The following is a 24,529-nucleotide window of genomic DNA, read 5'->3' as shown; positions in this document are numbered from 1 at the left end:
GAAGCCGGCAAAAACAATACCGGGGTCGCTTCTGAACGAAAAGGGGGCCCTGCGGCCGCGCAGGACCCCTCGTTTTCAAGCCGGATTACTTCAGCTCTTCGGCCTTGATGTAGCCGGAGTCGACGACCAGCTTCTCGTAGTTCGACTTGTCGACCTCGACCGGCGTCAGGAGGATCGAGGGAACGACCTTGACATCGTTGTTGTAGGTCTTGGTGTCGAGGCCCTCGGGCTTGCCGCCCGAGAGCACCTTGTCGACCAGCTCCACGGTCGACTTGGCCAGCTCGCGGGTGTCCTTGAACACCGTCGAATACTGCTCGCCCGAGATGATCAGCTTGACCGAGGCGGTCTCGGCGTCCTGGCCGGTCACGATCGGCCAGGGCTGAGCGTCCGTGCCGTAGCCGACGGCGCGCAACGAGGCGGTGATGCCGCGCGAAAGGCCGTCATAAGGCGACAGAACGCCATCGACGCGGCTGCCGTCCGAGTAGTTGGCCGAAAGCAAATTGTCCATGCGCGCCTGGGCAGTGGCGGCGAGCCAGCGCAGCGTGCCGACCTTGTCCATGCCCATCTGGCCGGACTTGATCTTGATCGAGCCGTCATCGATCAGCGGCTGCAGGACCGACATCGCGCCGTTGTAGAAGAAGAAGGCGTTGTTGTCGTCCGGCGAGCCGCCGAAGAGTTCGACGTTCCAGGGCTTGGTGTTTGGGAAGCGCTCCTTGAGGCCCTTGACCAGGGAATTCGCCTGGATCACGCCGACGCCGAAATTGTCGAAGGTGGTGTAGTAGTCGACATTCGGGGTCTTCTTGATCAGGCGGTCATAGGCGACGGTGACCACGCCGGCATCATTGGCCTTCTGCAGCGCGTCCGCCATGGTGGTGCCGTCGATCGAGGCGATGATCAGCGCCTTCGGGCCCTTGGTGATTTCATTTTCCAGCTGGCTGAGCTGGTTCGGGATGTCGTCCTGCGCGTATTGCAGGTCGACGGTGTAGCCGAGCTTCTCGAGCTGGGACTTGACGGCATCGCCGTCGTTGATCCAGCGCTGCGAGGTCTTGGTAGGCATCAGCACGCCGATGAGGCCCTTGTCGGCCGCGTGTGCCGAATAGGTCATGGCGGCGACGCCAAGGGCCGCGACGGCGGCCAGTGTCTTGATGATCTTCACGATTACTCTCCCTGGTTGATGGACGCGACACCTCGGGGCTTCGCGGGCCGCGCAGTCGAGCAGATGCGCTGGCGCGCCTCTGTCGGCTTTATCGATCTCCGGTATCCTCCCAATCGGCCCCGCGACGCAGTTTCAATCGATACGAATTCGCTCGTTACCGACCCCTGCGCCTCGGAACGCGCGAAGGGTGTGGCCCTTTGACATAACTGTCAAATGCGATCTTCGGTGGTTGCTATACCGAAACTGATATAGCTTAAGAGGATTGAAGGAAACCCGCTGGGAAGGTTCAGGATCATGGCGGCAATGCAAGATTTCGGTGCGATTTCAGGAGGTTACGAGAAGTCGCCGGGAGACGGCGAGACGCTGCTGCGCAGCGGCCTGAGCCTCCGCCACATGCGCATGATCACCGCGCTGGATGATCACGGACGGGTGAGCGCGGCCGCGCAGGTCATGAACATCTCGCAGCCGGCCGCCTCGCGCATGATCGCCGAGATGGAGGCCGTGCTCGACGTCAGATTGTGCGAGCGGCTGCCGCGCGGCGTGACGCTGACCCCTTATGGCAAGGCGCTCGCGCGGCGCGCCCGCTCGATCCTGCTCGAAATGCGCGAGGCCGATCGCGAGATTTCCGAGCTCAAGGCCGGCAAGGGCGGCGCCGTGTTCCTCGGCGCGGTGACGGCGCCGGCAATCGAGTTGGCCGTGCCGGCGATTCGCGAAATCCGCCGCATCTATCCGCGCATCGAGATCACCATGCAGGTCGAGACCTCCAACGTGCTCGCCCGCGAGCTGATCGCGTCGCGCCACGACTTCATCATCGCGCGCATTCCCGACGACCTTAACCCGCGGCTCTTCGAATCGCGCGTCATCGGCGTCGAGAAGGCCTGCCTCATCGTACGCCGCGGCCACCCGCTGGCGAGCGGCAAGATGGTGCGGCTGGAGGAAACGGCGGGTTATGACTGGGTGTTCCAGTCCGGCGGCTCGCCGCTGCGCCAGGCGATGGAAAGCAACTTTCTCAACCGCGACATCGCGCTGCCCGACCGCATCCTCAACACCTCGTCGCTGCTGCTTACTTTGGTGATGGTGGCGCAGTCCGACGCCATCGCGCCGGTCTCGATCCAGGTAGCCAGGTTCATCCAAGGGGCCGACGGGCTGGCCGGCGCCATCGACGTGGTCCAGACCGAGTTCGATATCGAGGTCCGGCCCTACAGCCTGATCACGGTCAAGAACCGCGTGCTCTCGCCGGCCGCGAAAATGCTGCACGACTTCATCTTGCGCGAGGTGGGGTGATGGAACGAGAACGCTACTTCTACGTTCAAACCGATCGGTCGCTCGCTGCAGCCCGTTGCGGGTGAGGAAAGAGCTGCCGAGGCTCAACAGCTTGGGAGGTTTTTGATGGAACGTCGGTTGTTTCTGACTGGAATGCTTGGCGTTGCGGGGGCGGCGGCACTTGCAAGCCTGGCCGGACCCGGCAAGGCGGTTGCCGGCATTCCCGGTGGCAACGGGATCCTGGACGAACTCGACAAGCCGGACAACGCGGTCTTCGAAGGCGACGATCCGGCCGAAGTGGAGCTGGTCTCCCACCGGCGTCACCATCACGGAGATTGGTACTGGCGCCGCCGCAGACGCCGCCGTCGGCGTGGCTGGAGACACGTCTGCCGCCGCTACTGGCGTCATGGCCGCTGGCGCCGCCGCTGCTGGCGCGAGCGCTACTGGATCAACATCTGGCTGTAGTTCAGGCGCCGGTTAAGGATTGAGTGACGTGGTCGGGTCTTGCATGATCAGTGCTAGACCCGATCCCGTGTTCGGAGACCTGCCAGCGTCGCGCAGCAGCGCCCCACGACATTCAAGCAAACAGGTTGGGAGACTGGAGCGGGTAGCGGGAATCGAACCCGCGCGTTCAGCTTGGGAAGCTAGCCCTTTCGTCGGGATTCCAATTGCTTGCCATGAAGCCGAGCAAAATCGTCCCAAACCAAATCCATAGGTTACCGGGAATCTGTAAAACGATCGAAGCGGATCGAGCGGTATCGTTCGGCCGCATACGTCCCCGCGATCGGTTGAAGTTCGTCCGCCGGTTCCTGGGCGCCGAGAATCTGGTGGCGTCACAGACAGCGCCGGGCCGCGCAAGGACTTCAATGGCGTTTGGCGGTCGGCAACCAAAAGACTGAATTGCGCCGCCTTGAGGATGCTGCAATTGTCGAACTGAACCCGTCTCGCCGCGCTGAGTGGCAAAAGTTCGGCGAGGGACTTGGTGGCTAGCCCCGACAGGAAAGAAACAATCGCTGTCAACGCCAACATCCAGGCGTTGCGGGCAATTGCGGCGTATGGCGTCGTCATCCATCACATAATTTTCAGCTACGACCACTACATCGGCGTTGGCCGGGCACCTGTGTCCATCAACATCGGCGCCACCGGCGTTGAAATCTTCTTCGTGATAAGCGGCTACATCATGTCGAAGACAACCGATATTTCGGGGATTTCTCCGTCACGATTTATTCAAAACCGACTGTTTAGAGTAGTCCCGAGTTATTGGCTGCTGACCTTGTTTGCGGTGGCCATCGTCCAAACCGGCTTCACGCTTTTTGGCCTGCATGACATCAACCTAGAACACTTTCTCTGTTCGCTGCTCTTTCTACCCGAATTGGATGCCGCCGGTCATATATTGCGGCCGATCCTCTTTGTCGGCTGGACTCTCGAATTTGAAATGTTATTCTATTTCATATTTTTCCTAACACTCTATCTGAAACCAATTATATACAGAAAGGTGTCGGTCTTATTTGTTCTTTCGGTGCTTATGATCTTTGGGCAGTATTCATCCGACGCATACTTGCGATACTTATTCTCGGAATTGCTCCTGGCGTTCATGCTCGGCATACTTATCCATGTTTCGGAGGCCCGCATATCGCTGACATGTTTCGCGGCATTCGGTTTGATGGCAATATCGGTGCTGGGCCTTGCGACTGTCGACACGCTTCCAGATGTCACGAAAACATCCGCAGGTCATGTAATCGTGATCGTCGCCGCGGCATTGCTGGTTGTGTCTGCGGTAGGGTTGGAGCGGCGCGGACTGACCGTCGGGCGCGGTTTTTTGATGAGACAGGGCGACGCGAGCTATGCGATTTACCTCATCCATCCCTTTATTCTCCAGTTCATCGGGAAGCTGGCTATTGCAACGGGTATCGCCGCCTCAAATATCGGGTTGGCCGCCACGACATTGGTGATGCTGATTGCGAGCGGTTTCGGCGGCACAATCTTCTATAGATGCCTTGATGCGCCGTTCGTCGCCTCCATGAAGCGTCGGCTATGGAATCGCGGCTCGCCAGACGGCATTGCCACCAAGCGTTTCGTCAACCTTTGACGCAGGAGCCGAATTTTCCTATGCCGAGGAGTGCCCGATCGTCGACGGTATGGCTGGCCACGACGATCGCGTGAAAGAGTTGCGCGAACTCAATCGACAGCTACGCACTACCAGTGTGCTTGAGAACATCAAAAAAAGCCAAGCACTTGGCGGAAACCAATCGCTACGACGCCGGGAAATATTTCCGGATCCGGTACCGGAAAGACCACACGGTTATGGTTGAAGGATACGATAGTATCATCGTGGCCACCCAGAGCTTGGAGAGGCGGAATTCCGGTTCGCGTCCGGCCAGGACGATGACAAGGTCGTCTTGGTGGAAGTCGGGAAGATCAATAAGTTGGTCCAGATGTATCCGAACTATTTTGGCGATGTGTCGCTATTCGTCAGCAATCTGAAGGAGATTTGCGACGGACGAAAGCCGGTGGAATACAGCATGGCCAAGCCGCAATCAGTGCCACTTCGGCCCCGTGAGCCAGTGAACGCTGGCGCTATCTATCGCCGCTACATTAGATGGTTCGAGAAGCGAAGCTAGGCGAGGCGAGGCCGAAATCGAGAACGCAAGTTGTAAAGCTACCTGTAAAACCGCTTAGTCTCAGCGAGGTCAAAGGCAAGCTCAGACCTTTCGGCACAAGCTGGAGCGGGTAGCGGGAATCGAACCCGCGCGTTCAGCTTGGGAAGCTGACAGGCTACCATTACATCATACCCGCGCGAGCCCTCGTTACCATGATGGCGCCGCTTCAAGCAATCGACAAAACGGAGCTGGTGGCTCCATTGCTTGATGCCGTTCAGTCGAATGCGTATCTCTGATACCGCGCCGCCGAATCGGGCGGCTCGAACCGGAGAATGGCCTTGTCCGCACTGACGCGCTTTCTTGGCGACACGCCGCTCAGGGTGTTCCTGATGCTGCTCGTGGTCTCCTTCCTCGTCGGTCTCGTCATGCATGCCTTCGGCTGGTCGCCGATGGACGTGTTCTACGGCATCCGCCAGTTCTTCGTGGATCTGTGGAATCTCGGCTTCCACGCTATCGACCGGTTCCTCGGCTATATCCTGCTCGGCGCCGCGATCGTCGTTCCCGTGTTCATCCTGCTCCGGATCGCCAGCTACAGGAAATAGCCAGTGCGGCGTCACGCATATCGGAAGGCAGCCTCGAACAACATGGCATGGCGCGCGGCCAGCGTCGGCACGTCGGTCGAGTAGCCGCCGCCGATGACGCCGCACAGCGGAACGCCCTGCCTGTGGAAATGGCTGATCACCATGTCTTCGCGGGCGCGAAGACCATCGTCGCTCAGCGCCAGCCGGCCCAGCCTGTCCTCGGCATGCACGTCCACTCCGGCATTGTAGAAGACGATATCCCAATGCCTTTGCCTGGATAGTTCCGGCAGGATGGCGGCGAGCCGGTCGAGATAGGCGTCGTCGCCGGTGCCGTCCGGCAAGGCGATGTCCAGGTCGGAAGCGATCTTGCGCACCGGGTAGTTGCGCTCGCCATGCATGGAAAAGGTGAAGGCCCGCGGTTCGTCCTTCAGGATGTCCGCCGTGCCGTCGCCCTGATGCACGTCGAGATCGACAATCAGCACGTTTTCGACCGCGCCCTCGGCCAGCAGCGCCAGCGCGGCGACGGCGACATCGTTGAAGGTGCAGAAGCCGGCGCCTTGCGCCCGCCTCGCGTGATGGCTGCCGCCGGCGGCGTTGCAGGCGATGCCGTGTTTTAGCGCCAGCCTGGCCGCCAGCACGGTGCCCGCCGTGGCGAGCTGAGCCCGCAGCGACACGCGCGGGCCGACGGGAAAGCCGATCTCGCGCTCTATCTTCTCCGGCACCCGGCAGGCGATCACCTGGTCGACATACTCGGCCGCGTGGGCAAGCTTCAATCTTGATGCCGGCGCCGGTTCCGGCATCGAAAGCGCGCCCGGCGCGGCCAGCCCGCGCATGCGCAAGGCCTCCATCAAAAGCGGATATTTGCTCATCGGAAAGCGATGGTTGACGGCGAAGCCAGCGTCATAGTCGGGGTGATGGACGATCTGCGGCGGCATGGATCGGGAGGCCTGAGCCAAGTCTGGAGCAATTCCAGGAAAAGTGTGAAACGGTTTTCCGTCCGGAATTGCGTAAAAACAACAGAAAATTCGGTTGTCAGCCCGGCGGATGATGGTTGCATGAGGCGGGCAAACTGGGGCACATCGGGTCCTCGATCAAGCCGCAATCAAACAGGCAGCAATCCCCTTGGACGCGACTCAAGCCAATGTCAGGTCCTTCGCCGTCACCAATCGCTCGGTGCTGGCGATCGCCGTGCCGATGACGCTTGCCTATCTGACGACGCCGCTGCTCGGCATCGTCGACACGGCGGTGGTCGGCCAATTCGGCGACGCGGCCCTGCTCGGCGGCCTGGCGGCGGGATCTCTGGTCTTCGACGTCGTCTTCACCACCTTCAACTTCCTGCGCTCCGGCACCACCGGCCTTGTCGCCCAGGCCTTCGGGCGCGGCGATGCGCTGGAAGAGCAGGCGGTGCTGTGGCGCGCCGTGCTGATCGCGGTCGCCGCGGGCGTCATCCTTGCGGCACTTGCGCCGCTCTTTGCCGTCGCCGGCCAATGGTTCATGGGCGCCGAGCCGCGCGTCAGCGCTGCGATGTCGGTCTATATCCGCATCAGGCTGTTGGCGGCGCCCTTCTCGCTGATCAACTACGCCATACTGGGCTACGTGCTGGGGCGCGGCGAGGGCGGGCTCGGACTGATGCTGCAGGCGGTGCTCAACGGCATCAACATCGTGCTCTGCTTCCTGCTCGGCCTCGAGCTCGGCTGGGGCGTCGCCGGCGTCGCCTGGGCGACGGTCACCGGCGAGTTCCTGGCCATGCTGCTTGGCCTTGCCATCGTGCTCAACCGCTTCCGCAAGCTGGAGCGGCCGTCGCGCCGCCGCATCTTCGATTTGCCGGCGTACCGGCGCATGCTTTCGCTCAACCGCGACATCATGATCCGCTCCTTCTCGCTGCTTGCCGCTTTTGCGCTGTTCACCAGGCAGGGCGCGCAGTTCGGCACGGTGACACTTGCCGCCAACGCCGTGCTGATGAATTTCTTCCTGATCGCTGGCTATTTCCTCGACGGCTTCGCCACTGCCGCCGAGCAGTTGGCCGGCCGCGCCATCGGCGCGCAGGCGCCTGCTCCCTTCCGGCAGGCGGTGCGGCTGACGCTGATCTGGGGTTTTGGCCTCGCAGCCGCCGCCAGCCTTATCCTGCTGACCGCTGGCGCGAGCCTGGTGGCGCTGGTCACGACCTCGCCCGAGGTCCGGGAAGTCGCCGACTTTTATCTGCCCTGGGCGGCGTTCACGGCGCTGAGCGGCGTGCTGGCCTTCCAGATGGACGGCGTCTTCATCGGCGCCACTTGGTCGCGCGACATGCGCAACATGATGCTGTTGTCATTCCTCGTCTTTAGCGCCGCGCTGATCACGCTGGCGCCGGCTTTCGGAAACAACGGGCTATGGGCGTCGCTGCATGTGTTCCTGCTGGTGCGGGGAGTGAGCTTGCTTGCGGTGCTGAGACTCAGGGTGCGCACGGCGTTTTAACCCCGATTGTTCGGCTCCGGTCGAGCGCCGGCGTTTATCAGCTCCAGAGGTCGGTCGAGAGGTACTTCAGTCCGGAGTCGCAAATCACGACAGCGATCGTCTTGCCTGATTGTTCGCCGTGCAGGAGACGCAGCGCGGCGGCGACATTCGCTCCGGACGAGAAGCCGCCGAAGATACCTTCGCTGCGCGCCAGCAGGCGCGCGGTCTCGCGTGCCGCGTCGCCGGAAACCTGAAGATAGCCATCGACGGGCGCGTTTTTCAGAAACGGCAGATCCGGCATGGCGTAGCCGCCGCCTTGAATGGGGTGTTCGGGTTGGGTGACCGTCTCGCCCGCGGCCGCCGCAGCGCCTTCGGGCTCGACGATGAAGCACTTGATCAGGGGATTGCGTTCCTTGAGCGCCCTCGCCACCCCGGCATAGGTGCCGCCCGAGCCGATGAAGTCGACGAATGCGTCAACGGCGCCATGGCTGGCGTCCCAGATTTCCGGTCCGGTCCCGTGATAATGCGCAAGCCAATTGCCGTCGCGATGGAACTGGTCGGCGCGGTAGGCCCCTCGTTCCGCCGTCACCGCTCTGGCGGCCTGCTCGACGAGCGCCAGATCGCCACCCGAGACCTGCCCCGGCACCGATCCCGGCAGTTGGTCCACGAGGATCACTTCCGCGCCGAGTGCCGCCATCATGCGGGCGCGCTCTTCGGAGTTGCCCTTCGACATCACCGCGACGAAAGGGTAACCCCTGACGGCGCAGATGATCGCGAGCCCCGTTCCCATGTTTCCGGAGGTAAGCTCGACCACTGTTTGTCCCGGTTTGATGGCGCCGGATCTTTCGGCCTCCTCGATAATTCCAAGCGCCGCGCGATCCTTCTTGGAAAAGCCCGGATTAAGATATTCCAGCTTGGCGAGGATTGTGCCGTCGACGCCTGCCTGCGCCGTCAGCCTGTCGAGCCGGACCAGTGGTGTTCCACCGATCGCGTCCGCGACGGAACTCAGAACCTCGGCCATCATCTGTCCTCCTGATGCGGTGGGAACCCTCAGAGCCGTTCCGACCAGCTTGCGCAGCCGGTGTCGCGCAGCTCTGCGATGGATTTGAGCCGCTCCCTCTCCACGAACCGCGCCATGCCGGCCACGACGCGCCCGGGCAGCGCCGGGCCGGCATAGATCATGCCGGTGTAGAGCTGGACGAGGTCGGCGCCAGCGCGGATCTTTTCCAATGCGGCCTCGGCGGAGTCAACGCCACCGACACCGACGATCGCCATCTGCGGTCCAAGCAGTTTGCGCATCCGGGCCAGAACCGCGGTCGAACGCTCGAACAATGGTTTTCCCGAGAGACCGCCGGTTTCATCCGCCACGCCGCCGCTCCGCAATCCGCTCCGCGCCAGCGTCGTGTTGGAGACGATGACGCCGTCGATCTTCTTCTCGGCGACCTCGGCGGCAATGTCTTCCAGTTCCGCTTCGACCAGGTCCGGCGCGATCTTGAGGAAGACCGGCGGCTGCGCAGCGGCCGCGGCGCGCGCTGCCATCACCCGCGACAACAGTTCGCCAAGCTGCTCGCGGGCCTGCATGTTGCGAAGGCCCGGCGTGTTGGGCGAGGAGATGTTGACGGTGAGATAACTCGCATAGGAGGCGAAGCGCGCGACGCCGCGCTCGTAATCGGCGATGCGGTCGGCGCTGTCCTTGTTGGCGCCGATGTTGACGCCGACGATGCCTGGCCGCCCCTTGCGCGCGGCAAGCCGCTTTTCCGCCGCCGCATGACCTTCATTGTTGAAGCCCAGCCGGTTGATCACCGCTTCATCCGCCGTCAGGCGGAAGATGCGCGGCTTCGGATTGCCGGGTTGCGGCAGCGGCGTGATGGTGCCGACCTCGGCGAAGCCGAAGCCAAGCCCCAGCAGCGCGTCCGGCACTTCGGCGTTCTTGTCGTAGCCGGCGGCCATGCCGAGCGGATTTGGGAAGTCGAGGCCGCAGAGATTGATCCTGAGCCGCGCGTCGCGTGGCGCGGCCGCGCCGACCGGCAGCCCGCAGCGCAATACCGCGATGGACATGCCATGCGCGGTTTCCGGATCGAAGGAGAAAAGCAGCTTCTGGCCGATCCGGTCGAGCACGCTCATTCGCCCTCCAGCGCCGGGAAGTCGTGGCCGCCGGCGCCGGGCGGCAAAGGCTTGACCCAAAGGACGGCATCGAGGTCGAGCGGGGCGTAGAGATGCGGGAACAGCGCGCCGCCGCGCGATACCTCGTATTTCAGCGCGTCCCCCAGCTTCTCCCCGTCGATGGCGATCAACAGCAGGCCCGTCTGGCCGGCGAAATGCTTGGCCGCTGTCTCGCGCACCTGCGCGGCGGTGGAGAAATGGATGAAGCCGTCGGCGATGTCGATCGGCGCGCCGGTGAAGCGCCCGTTTTTTTCGGCCTCGCGCCAAAGCGCCTCGGGGGCGATCTTGTAGATAATCTGAGACATTCCCGCGCTATAGTCCGAACCGAAGGAGCGGGGAAGGCTTGAAGCTCGACTCTTCCCCATTTCCGGCGCAAACCTGTGATAGCCGGCCTTCACTCGCTCATGGAGGAAGATATGCGTCTGCAGCACATCCTGATCCCCGCGGCGCTTTGCTCGTTGGTTGCCGCTTCCGCCTATTCCGAGGAGACCGACCACTACCGTCTGGAGAAGTCGGCCAACGGCTATGTCCGCATGGATACGAGGACCGGCGCCATGTCGATCTGCGAGGAGCGCACTGGCCAGCTCGTCTGCAAGATTGCAGCGGACGAGCGCGCCGCCTACCAGGACGAGATCGACCGGCTGGACAATTCGGTCAAGGCCCTCGATGCGAGGGTCGCCAAGCTGGAGAATTCGCTCTCCGCCCGGCTGGAATCGCAACTGCCGAGCGAAGAGGATTTCAACAGGACCATGGGCTACATGGAACGCTTCTTCCGCACCTTCAAGGACATCGTCAAGGACATGGACAAGGAAGACGGTGACGGCGGCAAGCTGAACCAGAAGACCTGAACCGGCGTGCAATTCCAGCAAAAGTGCACAGCGGTTTTCCGTCCGGAATAGCGCAAACAGGAGCCGAACCGTTGGGGAAAATCCCGCGCGCGGCCTTTGCCGCTTGAAAAAGCGCCGCGTCGCCGCATAATCATTCCGGTCCCCGCAAGAAGCACGAAAATGATGATGGGATCGGGGGAGGAATATTTGCCGTCGGGCCACACTTTCGTCATTGCCGACGATCACCCGCTTTTTCGCGGCGCGCTGAAGGAGGCGCTGGCCGGCACCGGCGACGTTGCCGCCATTCATGAGGCCGGGGATTTCGAGAGCGCCAAGGCTCTGGTGCTGGCCAATGAGGATATCGACATGGTGCTGCTCGATCTGTCGATGCCGGGCGCCAGCGGCCTCTCCGGCCTGATTGCGCTGCGCGGCATCCATCCGGCGGTGCCGCTGGTCGTGGTGTCGGCGCATGACGATCCCGTCACCATCCGCCGCGCCCTCGATCTCGGCGCTTCCGGCTTCATCTCCAAATCGGCCAGCATGGAAGAAATCCGTGCCGCGGTGCAGGCCGTGCTCGCCGGCGATATCGCAGCCCCTGCCGGCATCGAGCTCGGCGTCGAGCGCGACCCGGAAATCTCCGACCTGATCAAGCGCCTGCAGGCGCTGACGCCGCAGCAGACGCGGGTGCTCGGCATGTTGGCGGAAGGCCTGCTCAACAAGCAGATCGCCTATGAGCTCGGCGTCTCCGAGGCCACCATCAAGGCCCATGTCTCGGCCATTTTGCAAAAGCTCGGCGTCGACAGCCGCACCCAGGCAGTCATCCAGCTGTCCAAGATCGGCAATGACCCGTTGCAGCCGGTTGGCTGACCGCAAGCACCTCAGGCGAAAGCTTTCATCCCGACTAACCAGCGCGAAGCGATGATGCGGCCGCTTCGCGCCGGGTCGGTCGTTGGCGCCCGTCAGCGATAGTTTTCGACGGCGGAACCCAACTGCGACGAGGCGTCGTCCTCAGTCGGGCTTGAAGGATTTCGAGCTCGCCCGATCGCGGCGCCGAGACCCAGAGAGGCGATGGCCACCAGCGGAACGCCGGCGATCCAGGGCAGGCGCGGCGCCAGCGCATAGAGCGCGGTGCCGATCGACGGCCCGAGCGAGTCCTTGAGGTCGACCGCGACGGAAGAGGCCGCCATGTAGGACGCGCGCCGCGCCGACGGCGCCAGCGCGTTGACGGCGGTTGGCACCAGCGGCCCGACCAGCATCTGCCCCACGGCGCATAGGCTGACCGCCGCGATCAGCGACAACATCGCCGGCGAGGCCGCGAGCAGCGCAAAAGCGGCGATGGTCGAGATGCCGGCGCCGGCTGCGAGCCAAAGAGCCGGTCGCGTCTCGGCAAAGCGGCTGACCAGCATCTGCAAACCGACCGTCAGGGCGGCCGCGTAGGCAAACAGCGCGCCGACACCGGACGGGCTGAGCGTGCCGGCATCCTGCGCATAGAGCGGGATGACGGCCTCGATCCAGTTGCCGGAAATCTCGAACAGAACGACCCAGGCGAGCAGCTTCGCCAGGCGGCCGTCGCGGAAAGCCGGCAGCAGCGCCGACAGGCCGTCCTCTTCCTCCGCTTCGCCTTCGGCACGACCGCTGCCGTGGGTTTCTGCGAAGGCGACGAGCATGACGATGCCGCCAAGGATGAGCATGCCGCCGCCGGCCAGGAACACGCTGCCGAGCGAAACGAGCGCCAGCAGGGCGCCGCAGGCCGGGCCGAGGATCTGCCCGGCGCTCGAGCTCACCCTTGCCATGCCGAACCAGCGCGGATGCGCGGGCGGCTCGGTCACGTCGGCGATCGCGGTGAGGATGGTCGGGTGGAGCACCGACTCGCACATGCCGGTCAGGAGCAGCACGATCGCGGTGGCGACGACGCCATGGACGAAGAACAGCGCCACAAAACCGCAGCCGACGCCGAGCGAGGACAGGATCAGCACCGGCCGCCGGCCGATCCGGTCGGCGATGCCGCCGATCAACGGCGCGGCGACGAGCTCGCCGCCGGCGTAGCAGGTAAACAAGAGGCCGATCGCGCCGATCGGGACGTTCGCCTCGCCGCTCGCCCAGAGCGGAAAGAAGGGCACCAGCGCGCCGTCGGCGAATCCGGCGCAGAAGAACAGGAAGAGGCCGAGCAGCGCCGGGCGCGGCAACCCGCGCCAGGAGGATGGAAGAATGGTCATGATGCCACCTACGCGTCAAAGGCCCGAAGGCCGGGATTGCGCGTTGGTTGACGTAAACGCCTACGGCTGCCTGACGGACAGCAGGGGTTTATTGTTGGAACGTGTTCAGTTGAGCCGCATCGACAGCTCAACGTTGTCGCCGAACGGCGTCGACATGTAACCGCCGGCTGGCGCGCGCACCCGTTCCAGATAGTCGGGCGAGAAATCGGCATTATCGGCGATGACCAGCGCGCCGGGCCCGGCTCTCGACCAGGCTCAATATCTGCGGATAGAGCGCCTTGGCGCCGTCGAGCAGCAGGAGGTCTATCCGATCGGGCAAGTCCTTGCTCAGCGTTTCCAGCGCGTCGCCCTCGCGGATCTCCACCAGATCGATAAGCCCGCCTTCAGTCAGGTTGGATTTGGCCCGCACCACCTTGGACGGCTCGAATTCCGTCGTGATCAGGCGGCCGCCGCCATTGTCCCTGAGCGCGGCGGCAAGATAGAGCGTCGAGATGCCGAACGAGGTGCCGAATTCGAGGATGATGCGTGCGCCGGTGCTGCGCGCCAGCATGTAGAGCAGCGTGCCCGTCTCCGGCGAGACCGCGAGCCACAGGTCCTTGAGGCTGCCATAGAACTGGCGATATTCGGTCTTGCTGTGGATGAGGCGCGTCCGTTCCTCGCGCGAGTACCGGGCGATCGCCGGGCTGGTCGCCGCATCAGCTTCCTTGAACAGGCGGGCGAGCAGCGGGGCCAAAGGGGTTGTGGTCAAGGTGGTCATGACTGTCTCCGGACGGGTTCTTGTGCTGCCTCGAAAAATACGAATAATCCTTCAGGTTTCCAATTCGCATTTCCGAGCGCGTCCGTGATCATTCGCCCAAGTCCTTCAATTTCCACCCGAAAACAGCCCAAACAGGCACGCGCCACGGAGCTTGTCGCGGCCATTCTCCAGGCAGCTGCTCAGGTTTTGGCGAGCGAGGGGGCGCAACGTTTCACCACGACGCGCGTCGCCGAAAAGGCCGGCGTCAGCGTCGGCTCGCTCTACCAGTATTTCCCGAACAAGGCGGCGCTGCTGTTCCGGCTGCAGAGCGATGAATGGCGCCAGACGACCGAGCTGTTGTGCGGCATCCTCGAAAACGTCGAGCTGTCGCCGCTCGAGCGGATAAGGACGCTGGTCTGTGCCTTCATCCGCTCGGAATGCGCGGAGGCGGCGGTGCGCGGCGCGCTGAATGACGCGGCGCCGCTCTACCGGGATGCTCCGGAGGCGCAGGAGGCGAGGGCGACGGCGAACCGGACCGTCGAGGCCTTCATGCGCGAGACCCTTCCTGACGCGCCGGATTCCGGCCGCGCTCTGGCCGGCGAACTGATCATGAAGACGCTGAGCGCCGTGGGAGCGGATTTCTCGGAAAAAGAGCGGACGGACGGCGAGATCGAAGCCTATTCCGACGCGCTCGCCGACATGTTCTGCGCCTACCTCAAAAGTCTCGGCCATCGCGGCTGAGAGCAGCCCATAAAATCACTCCGCGGCCGGCGCCAGCGGCCTGACCCTTGCCATCATCGAGCGCAGCACGGCCGGCTTCACCGGCTTGTTGACGACCGGAATGTCGAGCTGGCTTGCGGCGGCGCGCACCTCGCTGGAGCGGTCGGCGGTGACCAGCACGCAGGGCAGGTCCTGGCCGTAGGCGGCGCGCAACCTGGCGATCGCGTCGAGCCCGGTGCCGCCATCGAGATGATAGTCCGCAAGCACGACGTCCGGCCTCGCCGCGCCGGGCCGCATGAGCTCTCCCGATCCCGAAGCCGTCTCGACATGGCAGCCCCAGCCTTCGAGCAGCAGCCGCATGCCGTCGAGGATGCGCGCGTCATTGTCGATGCAGAGCACATTGAGCCCGGCAAGCGTCGACGCAGAGCGGGCCGGGGCCTTGCTGATCTCGCGCGGCGGCGCCGCGACCTCCGCGACCGGCAGGATGACGGAAAAGCGCGTGCCCTTGCCCGGGTTCGAGAAAATGCGGATTTCGAGCCGCAGCACCCGCGCGATGCGGTCGACGATGGAGAGCCCCAGGCCAAGGCCTTCTGCCTCGCGTACGCCCTCGTCGAGGCGTGTGAACTCGTGGAAGACGGTGTTGAGCTTGTCGCCGGCGATGCCAATGCCGGTGTCGATCACCTGGATTTCGGCCAGTTCGCCGCGCCGCCGCACTCCAACCAGGATGCGGCCCTTGCGCGTGTATTTGATGGCGTTCGAGACCAGGTTCTGGATCAGCCGGCGCAAAAGGTTGCGATCGGTCATGACGCCGAGCGAGGACGGCATGATCTTGAGGTCGAGCTTCTTTTCGGCGGCCAAAGGGCGGAAATCATTGCCGATCTGGCTGAGCAGCCCGCCGAGGTTGAAGGCGGTGTCCTCGGGCTTCATGGCGCCGGCGTCGAGCCGCGAGATGTCGAGCACCGCGCCAAGGATGGTTTCGACCGATTCCAGCGAGGATTCGATGTTGATGGCCGCGTTGCCGGCCGGCCCCTTGCCGGCCTTCTCGATCAGCGACGAGCAATAGAGACGCGCCGCGTTGAGCGGCTGCAGGATGTCGTGCCCGGCGGCGGCGAGGAAGCGCGTCTTGCCGAGATTGGCCTCCTCGGCCAGCATCTGCGCCTGCGCCAGCTCCTCGTTGACCCGGGTGAGCTCGATGGTGCGGGTCTTGACCCGCTGTTCCAGCGATTCATTGGCCCGCTTCAGCGCCAGGTCCTGCTCGACGCGGCCCGAGATGTCGGCATAGGTGGCGACGATGCCGCCGTCGGGCATCGGGTTGGAGCGCAGCTCCAGAATGCGTCCGCTGGTCTTCAGCTCCATCTGCCATGGCCCGGCGAAGCTGGTCAGTCGGTTGAGCATCGTAACACGCTGGTCAGCCGGAATATCGCCGCGTTCGGCAAGATGGCGCAGGATCCGGTCGAGCGACACGCCGACCTGGCCCATCTCGTCCGGCAGGTCGAACAGCTGCCGGTATTGCCGGTTCCAGCAGATCAGCCGGAAATCGCGGTCGAAGACGGTGATGCCTTGCTCCATCTGGTCGAGCGCGATCTGGAGCAGGTCGCGATTGTGCTGCAGCGCCTCGGTGGCGTCGTCGAGCAGCTTGAAGGCATCCTTGGAATCGTGGTCGTTGCGGCGAAAGAGCAGCGACAGGATCAGCCGCGCCGAGGACGAGCCGACAGCGCTTGCCAGCAATTGCTCCGAGAAGCGGATGACATCCATGCTCGCTTGCTCCTTGCCGTGGAGCGAGACGCTTGCGCTCTTCTCGAAGGACTGGAAGGAGCGCTCCGTGCGCTCGACGCCGAGATAGCGCGAGATCGTGTCCTTGAGATCGTTGACGGTGACGGCGGTGCGGAAACGCCTGAGGCTTGGCATCGGGCCGGCCTCGCGCGGCACGAAGATCGCCGCCTGGATGCGCTCCAGCGGCACCGACGCGCGCGACAGCGACCCCAGCACGAAGAACAGGGCGTTGACCGAGAGGCTCCAAAGCACGCCGTGGTTCAGCGGCTCGCCGACGGTGCCGAACAGCGCCTGTGGCCTCAGCGCCTCGAAGCCGAACAGCCCGTGGACGACGATGTCGGAACCGGGGCCGGCGAGCGAAGGCAGAAGAAGCGTGTAACCCCAGACAGCGATGCCCGCGACCATGCCGAGCGCGGCGCCCCGGCCGTTGGCGCGGCGCCAGATCAGGCCGCCGATCAGTGCCGGCGCGAATTGCGCGATCGCGGCAAACGACATCAGCCCGATCGAGGACAGTCGCACGCTGTTGGTGCTCTCGCGGTAATAGAGGAACGCGATGAACAGCATGATGAAGATGGAGGCGCGGCGCACATTGAGGATCAGTGTTGACCAATCCTCGTTCTCCGAGGCGCTGGTCTTGAGCACCCGGCGCACGAACAGCGGGATGATGAGATCGTTGGAGATCATGATCGACAGCGCGACGCTCTCGACGATCACCATGGCGGTCGCCGCCGACAGACCGCCGACGAAGGCGGCCATCGCGAGCACGTCATGACCGCCGAGCAGCGGCAGCGACAGGACGTAAAGGTCGCTGCTGGTCTTGGTGCCGACCAGCGACAGGCCGGCAAAGGCGATCGGCAGCACGAAGAGGTTGATCGCCACGAGATACAGCGGGAACAGCCAGGTCGCCGTGCGCAGTTCCGCCTCGCTTCGGTTCTCGACGATGGTGACATAGAATTGCCGCGGCAGCATCAGGATGGCAAAGCCGCTCAAGCCCGTCAGCACCAGCCAGGTGGCCAGCGAGGTGTTGTAGCTCATCGCCTGGCGTACCTGGCCGTTCGCGGCGAGCCTGGCGAACATATCGCCGGGGCCGCCGAAGATCAGGAACGTGACCATCAGGCCGATGGCTATGAATGCGGCAAGCTTCACCACGGTCTCGACCGCAACCGCCAGAACCAGCCCGTCCTGATGTTCCGTGGCGTCGGCATGGCGGGTGCCGAACAGCACCGCGAACAGCGCCAGAAGCATCGCCACCACCAGCGAGATGTCGCTGACGAACGGATCGAAAGAGGGCGGCGAGCCGGTATAGTGCTCGATCATCAGGCTCACCGAGCCCGAGATAGCCTTGAGCTGCAGCGCGATATAGGGCACCGCGCCGATCGTGGCGATCAAGGTCGCGATCGCCGCGACGGTGAAGCTCTTGCCGTAGCGGGCGCCGAGGAAGTCGGCGATCGAGGTGATCTTCTCGCTCTTCGCCAGCCGAACCAGCCGGTTGAGCAGCGGGAAGCCGAACACGAAGACCAGCACCGGGCCGGTATAGATGCCGAGGAATTCGAGGCCGCGCTCGGAGGAAAGCCCGACGGAGCCGAAGAAGGTCCAGGAGGTGCAGTAGATGGCCAGGCTGAGCGCATAGATGAACGGCCGCGCCCGGCCGAGCCCGGTGGCGACGGCGCGCCGGTCGCCGACGCTGGCAATGGCGAAAAGCAGCGTCACATAGGCGATCGCGATGATGACGACGAACCAGCCTTGCACGGCCCGTGCTTCCTCCCTGGCCGGTCTCCCACCCGGCCTGCCCAACCAATTCCGAAAAAATACCAGCCGATTTGCCGTCCGGAATTGCGTCTGAACAAATACCCAAAGCGGCCGGGCATCTCGATGAAACGCTAGACCGTCCTGACGCAACCACAGCTCGGGGCCCAAGTCCATCGCGGCTTTCGGCGCATATGCGGCTGATGACGATGCGTGACACAAACCGGTGCCTTCATTGTTTTTCCGGTTTTGCAACCGTGGGTTTTTGTTATTGTGAGGCCCGGGTCGGCGCCGAAGGACAACTGGTGAGGCGGCAGAGCGGCCCGCCACGGCAAGGAGGGTCGAATGCTGAAAGAATTCCAGGAGTTCATTTCCAGGGGCAATGTGATGGACCTGGCCGTCGGCGTCATCATCGGCGCTGCCTTCGGCAAGATCGTCGATTCCTTGGTCAACGACATCATCATGCCGATCGTCGGCGCGATCTTCGGCGGGCTGGACTTCAACAATTACTTCTTCGGGCTGTCCTCCAACGTCCATTCGGCAACGCTGGCTGACGCCAAGAAGGAGGGCGCGGTGTTCGCCTATGGCAGCTTCATCACCGTCGTGCTGAACTTCCTGATCCTTGCCTTCATCATTTTCCTGATGGTCAAAGCGGTGAACAATCTGCGCAAGCGGCTGGAGCGCGAGAAGCCGGCTCCCGCCGCGGCTCCGCCGCCGGCCGATGTGCAACTCCTGACCGAAATCCGCGACCTGCTCGCCAAGAAGTAACGCAGAGCGGGCGCTCTGGACCAAAACCCCGGCCCCCGGCGGCCGGGGTTTTCCGTTTGCGATCTGGTAAGAGCGCTGACGACACGAACACGGATTTTGCCCATGAGCCTTATCGACACCTTGCGCGCCGAAGCCCGCGCCGCGCCCGAAAGCGGCATTGTCGCCGTCATCAACCATGGTCGCCTGCGCGAAGGGCTGATCCCGCTCTGGGCCGGCGAGGGCGATCTTCCGACGCCTTCCTTCATCAGCGATGCCGCCGCACGCGGGCTCGCTGATGGCGAGACCTTCTACACCTGGCAGAAGGGCATTCCCGAGCTCCGGCAGGCGCTCGCGCGCTACTACGCCAGGCATTTCGGCAAGACCTTCGCCGAGGAGGCGTTCATCGTCACCGGCTCTGGCATGCATGCCATCCAGCTGGCCATCGACGCCATCGCCGGCAGCGGCGACGAGGTGATCTACCTCTCTCCCGCCTGGCCGAATTTCGCCGCGGCCGCCGGCGTGGCGGGCGCCGTGCCGGTGCCGGTCACGCTCGACCAGTCCGGCAATGGCTGGTCCTGCGACGTCGACAAGATCGCCTCCGCGATCACTGCGCGCACCAAGCTGTTGTTCATCAACACGCCCTCCAACCCGACCGGCTGGACAGCCGATAAAGAGACACTCCAGGCGATTCTCGATCTTGCCCGCCAAAAGGGCCTGTGGATCATCGCCGACGAGATCTATTCGCTGTTCCACTACGGCCATGGCCGCGCGCCGTCCTTCCTCGAGGTCGCCACGCCCGAGGACCGCATCCTGTTCGTCAACAGTTTTTCCAAGAACTGGGCAATGACCGGCTGGCGTGTCGGCTGGATCAAGACCCATCCCGCCTTGCAGCAGGTGTTCGAGAACCTGATCCAGTACTCGACCTCGGGCGTCGCCCAGTTCATGCAGCGCGGCGCGGTCGCCGCCCTCGACGAGGGTGACGGCTTCATCACCGAACAGGTGGAGCGCGCGCATGCCGCGCGCGACCTCGTCTGCGGCATTCTCGGCGAAACAGGCAAGGCGCGTTTCACCGTGCCGCAGGGCGCTTTCTACCTGTTCTTCAGGGTCGACGGTCTCACCGATTCCCGAAAAGCGGCCTTCGACATCGTCGACAACGCCAATGTCGGCCTGGCGCCCGGCACCGCCTTCGGTCCCGGCGGCGACGCCTTCCTCCGACTATGCTTCCACCGCCGCCTCGATCAGCTCGAGGAAGCGGCGCATCGCCTGGCGAAATGGATGAAGACGGTGTGAGGTTCGTCGCGACCGGGCGGGAAGTGGTTGTTTCCGAACCCTTTTCTGCACCGCTTCGTTCTTAGGCAGACGTAACGGAATGGATTCTAGGGTCTGCGCGCGTCGCTTCGCTCCTTGCTTCGCCCTAGAATCCATGCCGTGACCTGGGAGCGTCGCAGCGTTGGAGAACGAGAAACAGCGACAGGCGGAGTGCGGCCCGCGCCCGACACCTGCAATTAGCCGCCTGACTTCGGCACCAGCAGTGGAATGATCCGATCGGTCTTGGCGACGGCGGGGCGGCCTGAGCCGGCATAGGGGATGCCGAGCGCATCCCAGGTCTCGACCAGCGCGTCCTGCAATTCGGCGATCAGCGCGTCGGAGTGGAATGGCGTCGGCGTGATGCGCAGCCGCTCGGTGCCGCGCGGCACCGTCGGATAGTTGATCGGCTGGATGTAGATGCCGTGCACGCCAAGCAGCCGGTCGCTCGCCATCTTGCAGAGCTCGGGGTCGCCGACCAGCACCGGCACGATATGGGTGGCCGAGTCCATCACCGGCAGGCCCGCCGCGGCAAGCACCTGCTTGGTGCGCGCCGCCTGGCGCTGCTGCGCGTCGCGCTCGGCCTGCGAGCGCTTAAGGTGGCGGATCGAGGTGGTGGCGGCCGCCGCGATCGCCGGCGGCAGCGCGGTGGTGAAGATGAAGCCCGGCGCATAGGAGCGCACCGCGTCGATCACCGCGCTGGTGCCGGTGATGTAGCCGCCCAGCGTGCCGAAGGCCTTGGCCAGCGTGCCCTCGATGATGTCGATGCGGTCGGCCAGGCCCTCGCGTTCGGTGATGCCGCCGCCGCGCGGTCCGTACATGCCCACCGCATGCACCTCGTCGATATAGGTCATGGCGTTGTAGCGCTCGGCCAGTTCGACGATCTGCCTGATCGGCGCGATGTCGCCGTCCATCGAATAGACGCTCTCGAACACGATCAGCTTGGCGCGCTCGCGTCCTGCCGCCTGCAGCAGGCTTTCCAGATGCGCGACGTCGTTGTGGCGGAAGATCTTCTTTTCCGCGCCGGAGCGGCGCACGCCTTCGATCATCGAGGCATGGTTGAGCTCATCGGAGAGCACCAGGCAGTTGGGCAAAAGCCGGGCGATGGTCGAGATCGAGGCCTCGTTGGAGACGAAGCCGGAGGTGAAGACGAGCCCTGCCTCCTTGTCATGCAGGTCGGCGAGCTCCCGCTCCAGCTCGACCAGCGGGTTGGAGGTGCCGGAGATGTTGCGGGTGCCGCCGGCGCCCGAGCCCATCTTGCCGGCCGCGGTCTGGAAGGCGGCAATCACATCCTCGTTCTGGCCCATGCCGAGATAGTCGTTGGAGCACCAGACGGTGATTTCCTGGGCCCGGCCGTTGGAACGCCAGATGGCGCGCGGGAACTTGCCCACCATGCGCTCGAGGTCGGCGAAGACGCGGTAGCGCCGCTCCGCGTGGAGCTGGTCGATCGCATCCTCGAAAAACCGCTGGTAATTCATGTCGACTTCCCAATTTTGGGCCGGATCATAGTCACTGCCCCATGCCGCGTCCACCGCGCCCAACCGGTCAAAATGCCACGCCTTTACCCTGTTCCTAACGATGCCGGATCGTGGCCTATTCCCGGCTGTTTGAAGCAGATTTGTTTCAGTACGATGCCTCGGACGGGAGGAACTGTTACCGACTTAACGTTAGAGGGAGGCCAATGCATATCGCCCAAACGTGTACAGCGGTTTTGGGGGAACGACATGGACTTTAACGGGCTTGCGGCGGGGTTTCCAGCACGGGGGCTGTTGAGACAGTTTCCGATAAATCTTGATCAGCGAGGTAGAAGATGACGGTTTTGGTGACGGGCGGTGCCGGTTATATCGGCAGCCATATGGTCTGGGAGTTGCTGGACGCCGGCGAGAGCGTCGTGGTGCTCGACCGGCTTTCCACCGGCTTCGAATGGGCGGTGGCCCCGGAAGCAAAGCTCGTCGTCGGCGACGTCGCCGACCGAGACCTGGTCGGCCGGATCATCCGCGAAAACAAGGTCGACGCCATCATCCACTTCGCGGGTTCCATCGTGGTGCCGGAATCGGTCGCCGATCCGCTCGGCTATTACGAGAACAACACCTGCAAGACCCGCACGCTGATCGAGACAGCAGTGCGTGAGGGGGTGCCGCATTTCATCTTCTCTTCCACCGCCGCCGTCTATGGCGGCGCCGGGCTGGAGCCGGTGCGCGAGGATGCGCGGCTTGCGCCGGAATCGCCCTATGGCCTCTCCAAGCTGATGAGCGAATGGATGCTGCGCGATGCCGCGCTGGCGCACGACATCCGTTACACGGCGCTGCGCTATTTCAACGTCGCCGGCGCCGACCCGAAGGGCCGCACCGGGCAGTCGACGCCCGGCGCCACGCATCTGATCAAGGTTGCCTGCGAGACCGCGCTCGGCAAGCGTCCCTTCATGCAGGTCTTCGGCACCGACTATCCGACGCCGGACGGCACCTGCATGCGCGATTATATCCATGTCAGCGATCTCGCCGCCGCGCACCGGCTGGCGCTGCAGCGGCTGCGCGCCGGCGGCACAAGCCTCGTCGCCAATTGCGGTTACAGCCACGGCTATTCGGTGCTCGAGGTGATCGACAGCGTGCGCCGCGCCTTCGGCCATGACTTCGATGTCCGCATGGGCGATCGCCGGCCCGGCGACGCCGCTGCCGTGGTCGCCAATTCCGAGCTTGCCCGCAAGGAGCTCGGCTGGACGCCGCAGCGCGACGATCTCGACCTGATCGTCAATGATGCGCTGGCCTGGGAGCGCATCCTGACGGGCAAGAATTCCGTGAGAAGCTGACCTTTTGGGCCAAGGGCTCGTCCGCCGCGTTCGGACGCGGTATTGAGACTCATTCAGCGGCGCGCGGCGGCGCGCCGCCGTGATGAGGGGACGGCATGAAGATCCTGGTTCTCGGCGCCGGCGTGGTTGGCACGGCGGCCGCCCATTATCTGGCTAAGGACGGTCACGAGGTGACCGTGATCGAGCGCCACGAGGCGGCGGCCCGAGGCACCAGCCAGTCGAATGCCGGCCTGGTGTCGCCCGGCGATGCCACCGCCTGGGCCTCGCCCGCCGCGCTCAAGACCTTCCTGCGCGCGCTTTGGAACCACGACCTCGGCATCAAGGTGAGGCTCCGCCTCGATCCCTATTTCTATGCCTGGAGCCTGCGCTTCCTGCGCGAATGCACGGTGAAGCGGCTGCGCGCCAACACCGACATCAAGCTGAGATTGGCGCTGCATTCCCGCGAGTGCCTCAATCAACTATCGGAGGAGACCGGCATCCATTACGACGAGCGCAAGAAGGGCATCCTCTACTTCTTCCGCTCGCAAAAGAGCCTCGACACCGGCACCGACAATTATCGCTATCTCGGCGAGCACGGCCTGCCGATCGAGATCGTCGGCCGCGAGCGTCTGGTCGAGTTGGAGCCGGGCCTTGCCGGCGTGAAGGAAAAGATCGCCGGCGGCATCTATTCGCCGATCGACCAGACCGGCGATTCCAAGCAGTTCACCGACAGGCTCGCCGCCCATGCCGCCGAGAAGCTCGGCGTGAAATTCCTGTTCGGCACGACGGTCCAGGGTCTCGACATCGAGGGCGGCCGGGTGCGCGCCGTCATGACCTCGGCCGGATCGGTCACCGGCGACGCCGTCATCATCTCGATGGGGCCGGAAAGCGGTCTGCTCGGCCGCCGCTACGGCATCGACCTGCCGGTTTACCCGGTGAAGGGTTATACAGCGACGATTCCGCTGGAAGACGAAAGCAAGGGCCCGACCATGGGCGGCGCCGACGAGGACCGGCTGATCGGTTATTCGAGGCTCGGCAATCGCTTGCGCATGTCCTCTACAGCCGAGTTCACCGGCTTCGACCGCAGCTTCAAGCCCAGCGATTTCAGGACCATCCTGGAAACCGGCAAGGACCTTTTCCCGGGCGCCTTCGACGAGAAGAAGGCCGTGCTCTGGGCGGGCCTGCGGCCGATGATGCCGAATTCGGTTCCTGTGATCGGCCAGGCGAAATACAGCAACCTCTATCTCGATACCGGCCACGGTCATGTCGGCTGGACTATGGCCTGCGGCTCGGGGCAGTTCCTCGCCGACGTCGTTGCCGGCAGAAAGCCACAGATCGATCCGCGGGGATTGCTGTACGGGACGGCACGCTGAAGTTGCCCCTCAATTGTTGACGTCGGCGCGGCCCCTCATCCGCCTGCCGGCACCTTCTCCCCGTGAACGGGGAGAAGAGAACTGCGGCCACGCCGGCGCATTTCT

At 64.0% G+C, this 24,529-nt stretch carries 20 protein-coding genes, 1 tRNA gene and 1 pseudogene; 12 read left to right on the top strand and 10 right to left on the bottom strand.

What is annotated here, in order from left to right; translation table 11 throughout:
- Nucleotides 1-85: 85 nt before the first annotated feature.
- Nucleotides 86-1,156 (bottom strand): multiple monosaccharide ABC transporter substrate-binding protein, encoded by a 1,071-nt coding sequence (gene chvE, locus EJ069_RS20030; RefSeq protein WP_042641271.1) that lies wholly within the window; start codon nt 1,154-1,156, stop codon nt 86-88.
- Between the two features lie 294 nt (nt 1,157-1,450).
- Between chvE and EJ069_RS20025 the strand changes: the two genes are divergently transcribed.
- The 3 genes from EJ069_RS20025 (at nt 1,451) to EJ069_RS20015 (ending at nt 4,508) form a co-directional block, all read left to right on the top strand.
- Nucleotides 1,451-2,440, top strand: a complete 990-nt coding sequence (locus EJ069_RS20025; protein ID WP_126062779.1) for a LysR family transcriptional regulator — start codon at nt 1,451-1,453, stop codon at nt 2,438-2,440.
- Between the two features lie 105 nt (nt 2,441-2,545).
- Nucleotides 2,546-2,884, top strand: a complete 339-nt coding sequence (locus EJ069_RS20020) for a protamine-2 (modular protein) (protein WP_126062778.1) — start codon at nt 2,546-2,548, stop codon at nt 2,882-2,884.
- 517 nt (nt 2,885-3,401) lie between these two features.
- Nucleotides 3,402-4,508, top strand: coding sequence for an acyltransferase (locus EJ069_RS20015; protein ID WP_189475900.1), 1,107 nt, complete (start codon nt 3,402-3,404; stop codon nt 4,506-4,508).
- Nucleotides 4,509-5,141: 633 nt separating this feature from the next.
- On the opposite strand, the gene EJ069_RS20010 is transcribed toward EJ069_RS20015, so the two are convergent.
- Nucleotides 5,142-5,215: transfer RNA gene (locus EJ069_RS20010), tRNA-Gly, on the bottom strand.
- 136 nt (nt 5,216-5,351) lie between these two features.
- Between EJ069_RS20010 and EJ069_RS20005 the strand changes: the two genes are divergently transcribed.
- Nucleotides 5,352-5,621: a DUF6460 domain-containing protein gene (locus EJ069_RS20005; protein WP_245456210.1), complete on the top strand. Its 270-nt coding sequence runs from the start codon at nt 5,352-5,354 to the stop codon at nt 5,619-5,621.
- A gap of 11 nt (nt 5,622-5,632) precedes the next feature.
- Here the strand turns inward: EJ069_RS20005 and EJ069_RS20000 are convergent, their stop codons facing one another.
- The gene (locus EJ069_RS20000; protein WP_126062775.1) at nt 5,633-6,535 is read right to left on the bottom strand and encodes a histone deacetylase; all 903 of its coding nucleotides are present in this window, start codon (nt 6,533-6,535) and stop codon (nt 5,633-5,635) included.
- A gap of 187 nt (nt 6,536-6,722) precedes the next feature.
- On the opposite strand from EJ069_RS20000, the gene EJ069_RS19995 reads away from it, so the two are divergent.
- Nucleotides 6,723-8,054 carry an MATE family efflux transporter gene (locus EJ069_RS19995; protein ID WP_245456208.1) on the top strand — a complete coding sequence of 444 codons (1,332 nt, stop codon included), beginning with the start codon at nt 6,723-6,725 and terminating at the stop codon, nt 8,052-8,054.
- Nucleotides 8,055-8,091: 37 nt separating this feature from the next.
- Here the strand turns inward: EJ069_RS19995 and EJ069_RS19990 are convergent, their stop codons facing one another.
- Genes EJ069_RS19990 through EJ069_RS19980 form a run of 3 tightly spaced genes read right to left on the bottom strand, consistent with a single transcriptional unit; the run spans nt 8,092 to nt 10,501 of the window.
- A complete protein-coding gene (locus EJ069_RS19990) occupies nt 8,092-9,054 on the bottom strand; it encodes a cysteine synthase family protein (RefSeq protein WP_126064817.1) in 963 nt (320 codons plus the stop codon).
- A gap of 29 nt (nt 9,055-9,083) precedes the next feature.
- Nucleotides 9,084-10,157 carry a quinone-dependent dihydroorotate dehydrogenase gene (locus EJ069_RS19985; RefSeq protein WP_126062774.1) on the bottom strand — a complete coding sequence of 358 codons (1,074 nt, stop codon included), beginning with the start codon at nt 10,155-10,157 and terminating at the stop codon, nt 9,084-9,086.
- Nucleotides 10,154-10,501, bottom strand: coding sequence for a DUF952 domain-containing protein (locus EJ069_RS19980; RefSeq protein WP_189475895.1), 348 nt, complete (start codon nt 10,499-10,501; stop codon nt 10,154-10,156). Before EJ069_RS19980 ends, EJ069_RS19985 begins: the two co-directional genes overlap by 4 nt.
- Nucleotides 10,502-10,612: 111 nt before the next feature.
- On the opposite strand from EJ069_RS19980, the gene EJ069_RS19975 reads away from it, so the two are divergent.
- Together EJ069_RS19975 and EJ069_RS19970 are read left to right on the top strand one after the other, a co-directional pair.
- The gene (locus EJ069_RS19975) at nt 10,613-11,044 is read left to right on the top strand and encodes a hypothetical protein (protein ID WP_126062773.1); all 432 of its coding nucleotides are present in this window, start codon (nt 10,613-10,615) and stop codon (nt 11,042-11,044) included.
- A gap of 186 nt (nt 11,045-11,230) precedes the next feature.
- The gene (locus EJ069_RS19970) at nt 11,231-11,890 is read left to right on the top strand and encodes a response regulator transcription factor (protein ID WP_126064815.1); all 660 of its coding nucleotides are present in this window, start codon (nt 11,231-11,233) and stop codon (nt 11,888-11,890) included.
- Nucleotides 11,891-11,982: 92 nt separating this feature from the next.
- On the opposite strand, the gene EJ069_RS19965 is transcribed toward EJ069_RS19970, so the two are convergent.
- Entirely contained in the window at nt 11,983-13,239 is a 1,257-nt protein-coding gene (locus EJ069_RS19965) for an MFS transporter (RefSeq protein WP_126062772.1), read from the bottom strand.
- A gap of 105 nt (nt 13,240-13,344) precedes the next feature.
- Nucleotides 13,345-13,996, bottom strand: a pseudogene (locus EJ069_RS19960) (O-methyltransferase).
- Between the two features lie 84 nt (nt 13,997-14,080).
- Between EJ069_RS19960 and EJ069_RS19955 the strand changes: the two are divergent.
- On the top strand, nt 14,081-14,716 hold the full coding sequence (locus EJ069_RS19955) for a TetR family transcriptional regulator (protein ID WP_126062771.1): 636 nt from the start codon (nt 14,081-14,083) through the stop codon (nt 14,714-14,716).
- A 15-nt stretch (nt 14,717-14,731) separates the two neighbouring features.
- Here EJ069_RS19955 and EJ069_RS19950 read toward each other — a convergent pair whose 3' ends face one another.
- Entirely contained in the window at nt 14,732-18,217 is a 3,486-nt protein-coding gene (locus tag EJ069_RS19950) for a PAS domain-containing hybrid sensor histidine kinase/response regulator (RefSeq protein WP_189475892.1), read from the bottom strand.
- A gap of 342 nt (nt 18,218-18,559) precedes the next feature.
- Here EJ069_RS19950 and mscL point away from each other — a divergent pair, with 342 nt between their 5' ends.
- Both mscL and EJ069_RS19940 read left to right on the top strand, forming a co-directional pair.
- Nucleotides 18,560-18,982, top strand: coding sequence for a large conductance mechanosensitive channel protein MscL (mscL, locus tag EJ069_RS19945; RefSeq protein WP_126062769.1), 423 nt, complete (start codon nt 18,560-18,562; stop codon nt 18,980-18,982).
- A gap of 102 nt (nt 18,983-19,084) precedes the next feature.
- The gene (locus tag EJ069_RS19940) at nt 19,085-20,251 is read left to right on the top strand and encodes a pyridoxal phosphate-dependent aminotransferase (RefSeq protein WP_126062768.1); all 1,167 of its coding nucleotides are present in this window, start codon (nt 19,085-19,087) and stop codon (nt 20,249-20,251) included.
- 215 nt (nt 20,252-20,466) lie between these two features.
- On the opposite strand, the gene hemA is transcribed toward EJ069_RS19940, so the two are convergent.
- Nucleotides 20,467-21,744, bottom strand: a complete 1,278-nt coding sequence (gene hemA, locus EJ069_RS19935; RefSeq protein ID WP_126062767.1) for a 5-aminolevulinate synthase — start codon at nt 21,742-21,744, stop codon at nt 20,467-20,469.
- A gap of 332 nt (nt 21,745-22,076) precedes the next feature.
- Here hemA and galE point away from each other — a divergent pair, with 332 nt between their 5' ends.
- Nucleotides 22,077-23,072: a UDP-glucose 4-epimerase GalE gene (galE, locus tag EJ069_RS19930; protein WP_095819620.1), complete on the top strand. Its 996-nt coding sequence runs from the start codon at nt 22,077-22,079 to the stop codon at nt 23,070-23,072.
- A gap of 95 nt (nt 23,073-23,167) precedes the next feature.
- Nucleotides 23,168-24,424 carry a D-amino acid dehydrogenase gene (locus EJ069_RS19925; RefSeq protein ID WP_126062766.1) on the top strand — a complete coding sequence of 419 codons (1,257 nt, stop codon included), beginning with the start codon at nt 23,168-23,170 and terminating at the stop codon, nt 24,422-24,424.
- The last annotated feature ends 105 nt before the right edge of the window (nt 24,425-24,529 follow it).

The sequence above is a fragment of the Mesorhizobium sp. M2A.F.Ca.ET.043.05.1.1 genome (assembly GCF_003952445.1).
Lineage (GTDB): Bacteria > Pseudomonadota > Alphaproteobacteria > Rhizobiales > Rhizobiaceae > Mesorhizobium.
This window is presented reverse-complemented; position numbering and strand designations above follow the sequence as displayed.

Excerpts from the sequence above, each read along its gene's own strand:
- EJ069_RS19980 (WP_189475895.1), bottom strand. The coding sequence starts at position 10,501 with ATGTCTCAGATTATCTACAAGATCGCCCCCGAGGCGCTTTGGCGCGAG.
- EJ069_RS20000 (WP_126062775.1), bottom strand. The coding sequence starts at position 6,535 with ATGCCGCCGCAGATCGTCCATCACCCCGACTATGACGCTGGCTTCGCC.
- EJ069_RS20005 (WP_245456210.1), top strand. The coding sequence starts at position 5,352 with ATGGCCTTGTCCGCACTGACGCGCTTTCTTGGCGACACGCCGCTCAGG.
- EJ069_RS19965 (WP_126062772.1), bottom strand. The coding sequence starts at position 13,239 with ATGACCATTCTTCCATCCTCCTGGCGCGGGTTGCCGCGCCCGGCGCTG.
- EJ069_RS19990 (WP_126064817.1), bottom strand. The coding sequence starts at position 9,054 with ATGGCCGAGGTTCTGAGTTCCGTCGCGGACGCGATCGGTGGAACACCA.
- EJ069_RS20020 (WP_126062778.1), top strand. The coding sequence starts at position 2,546 with ATGGAACGTCGGTTGTTTCTGACTGGAATGCTTGGCGTTGCGGGGGCG.
- hemA (WP_126062767.1), bottom strand. The coding sequence starts at position 21,744 with ATGAATTACCAGCGGTTTTTCGAGGATGCGATCGACCAGCTCCACGCG.
- galE (WP_095819620.1), top strand. The coding sequence starts at position 22,077 with ATGACGGTTTTGGTGACGGGCGGTGCCGGTTATATCGGCAGCCATATG.
- EJ069_RS20025 (WP_126062779.1), top strand. The coding sequence starts at position 1,451 with ATGGCGGCAATGCAAGATTTCGGTGCGATTTCAGGAGGTTACGAGAAG.
- EJ069_RS19925 (WP_126062766.1), top strand. The coding sequence starts at position 23,168 with ATGAAGATCCTGGTTCTCGGCGCCGGCGTGGTTGGCACGGCGGCCGCC.
- EJ069_RS19940 (WP_126062768.1), top strand. The coding sequence starts at position 19,085 with ATGAGCCTTATCGACACCTTGCGCGCCGAAGCCCGCGCCGCGCCCGAA.
- EJ069_RS19985 (WP_126062774.1), bottom strand. The coding sequence starts at position 10,157 with ATGAGCGTGCTCGACCGGATCGGCCAGAAGCTGCTTTTCTCCTTCGAT.
- EJ069_RS19975 (WP_126062773.1), top strand. The coding sequence starts at position 10,613 with ATGCGTCTGCAGCACATCCTGATCCCCGCGGCGCTTTGCTCGTTGGTT.
- mscL (WP_126062769.1), top strand. The coding sequence starts at position 18,560 with ATGCTGAAAGAATTCCAGGAGTTCATTTCCAGGGGCAATGTGATGGAC.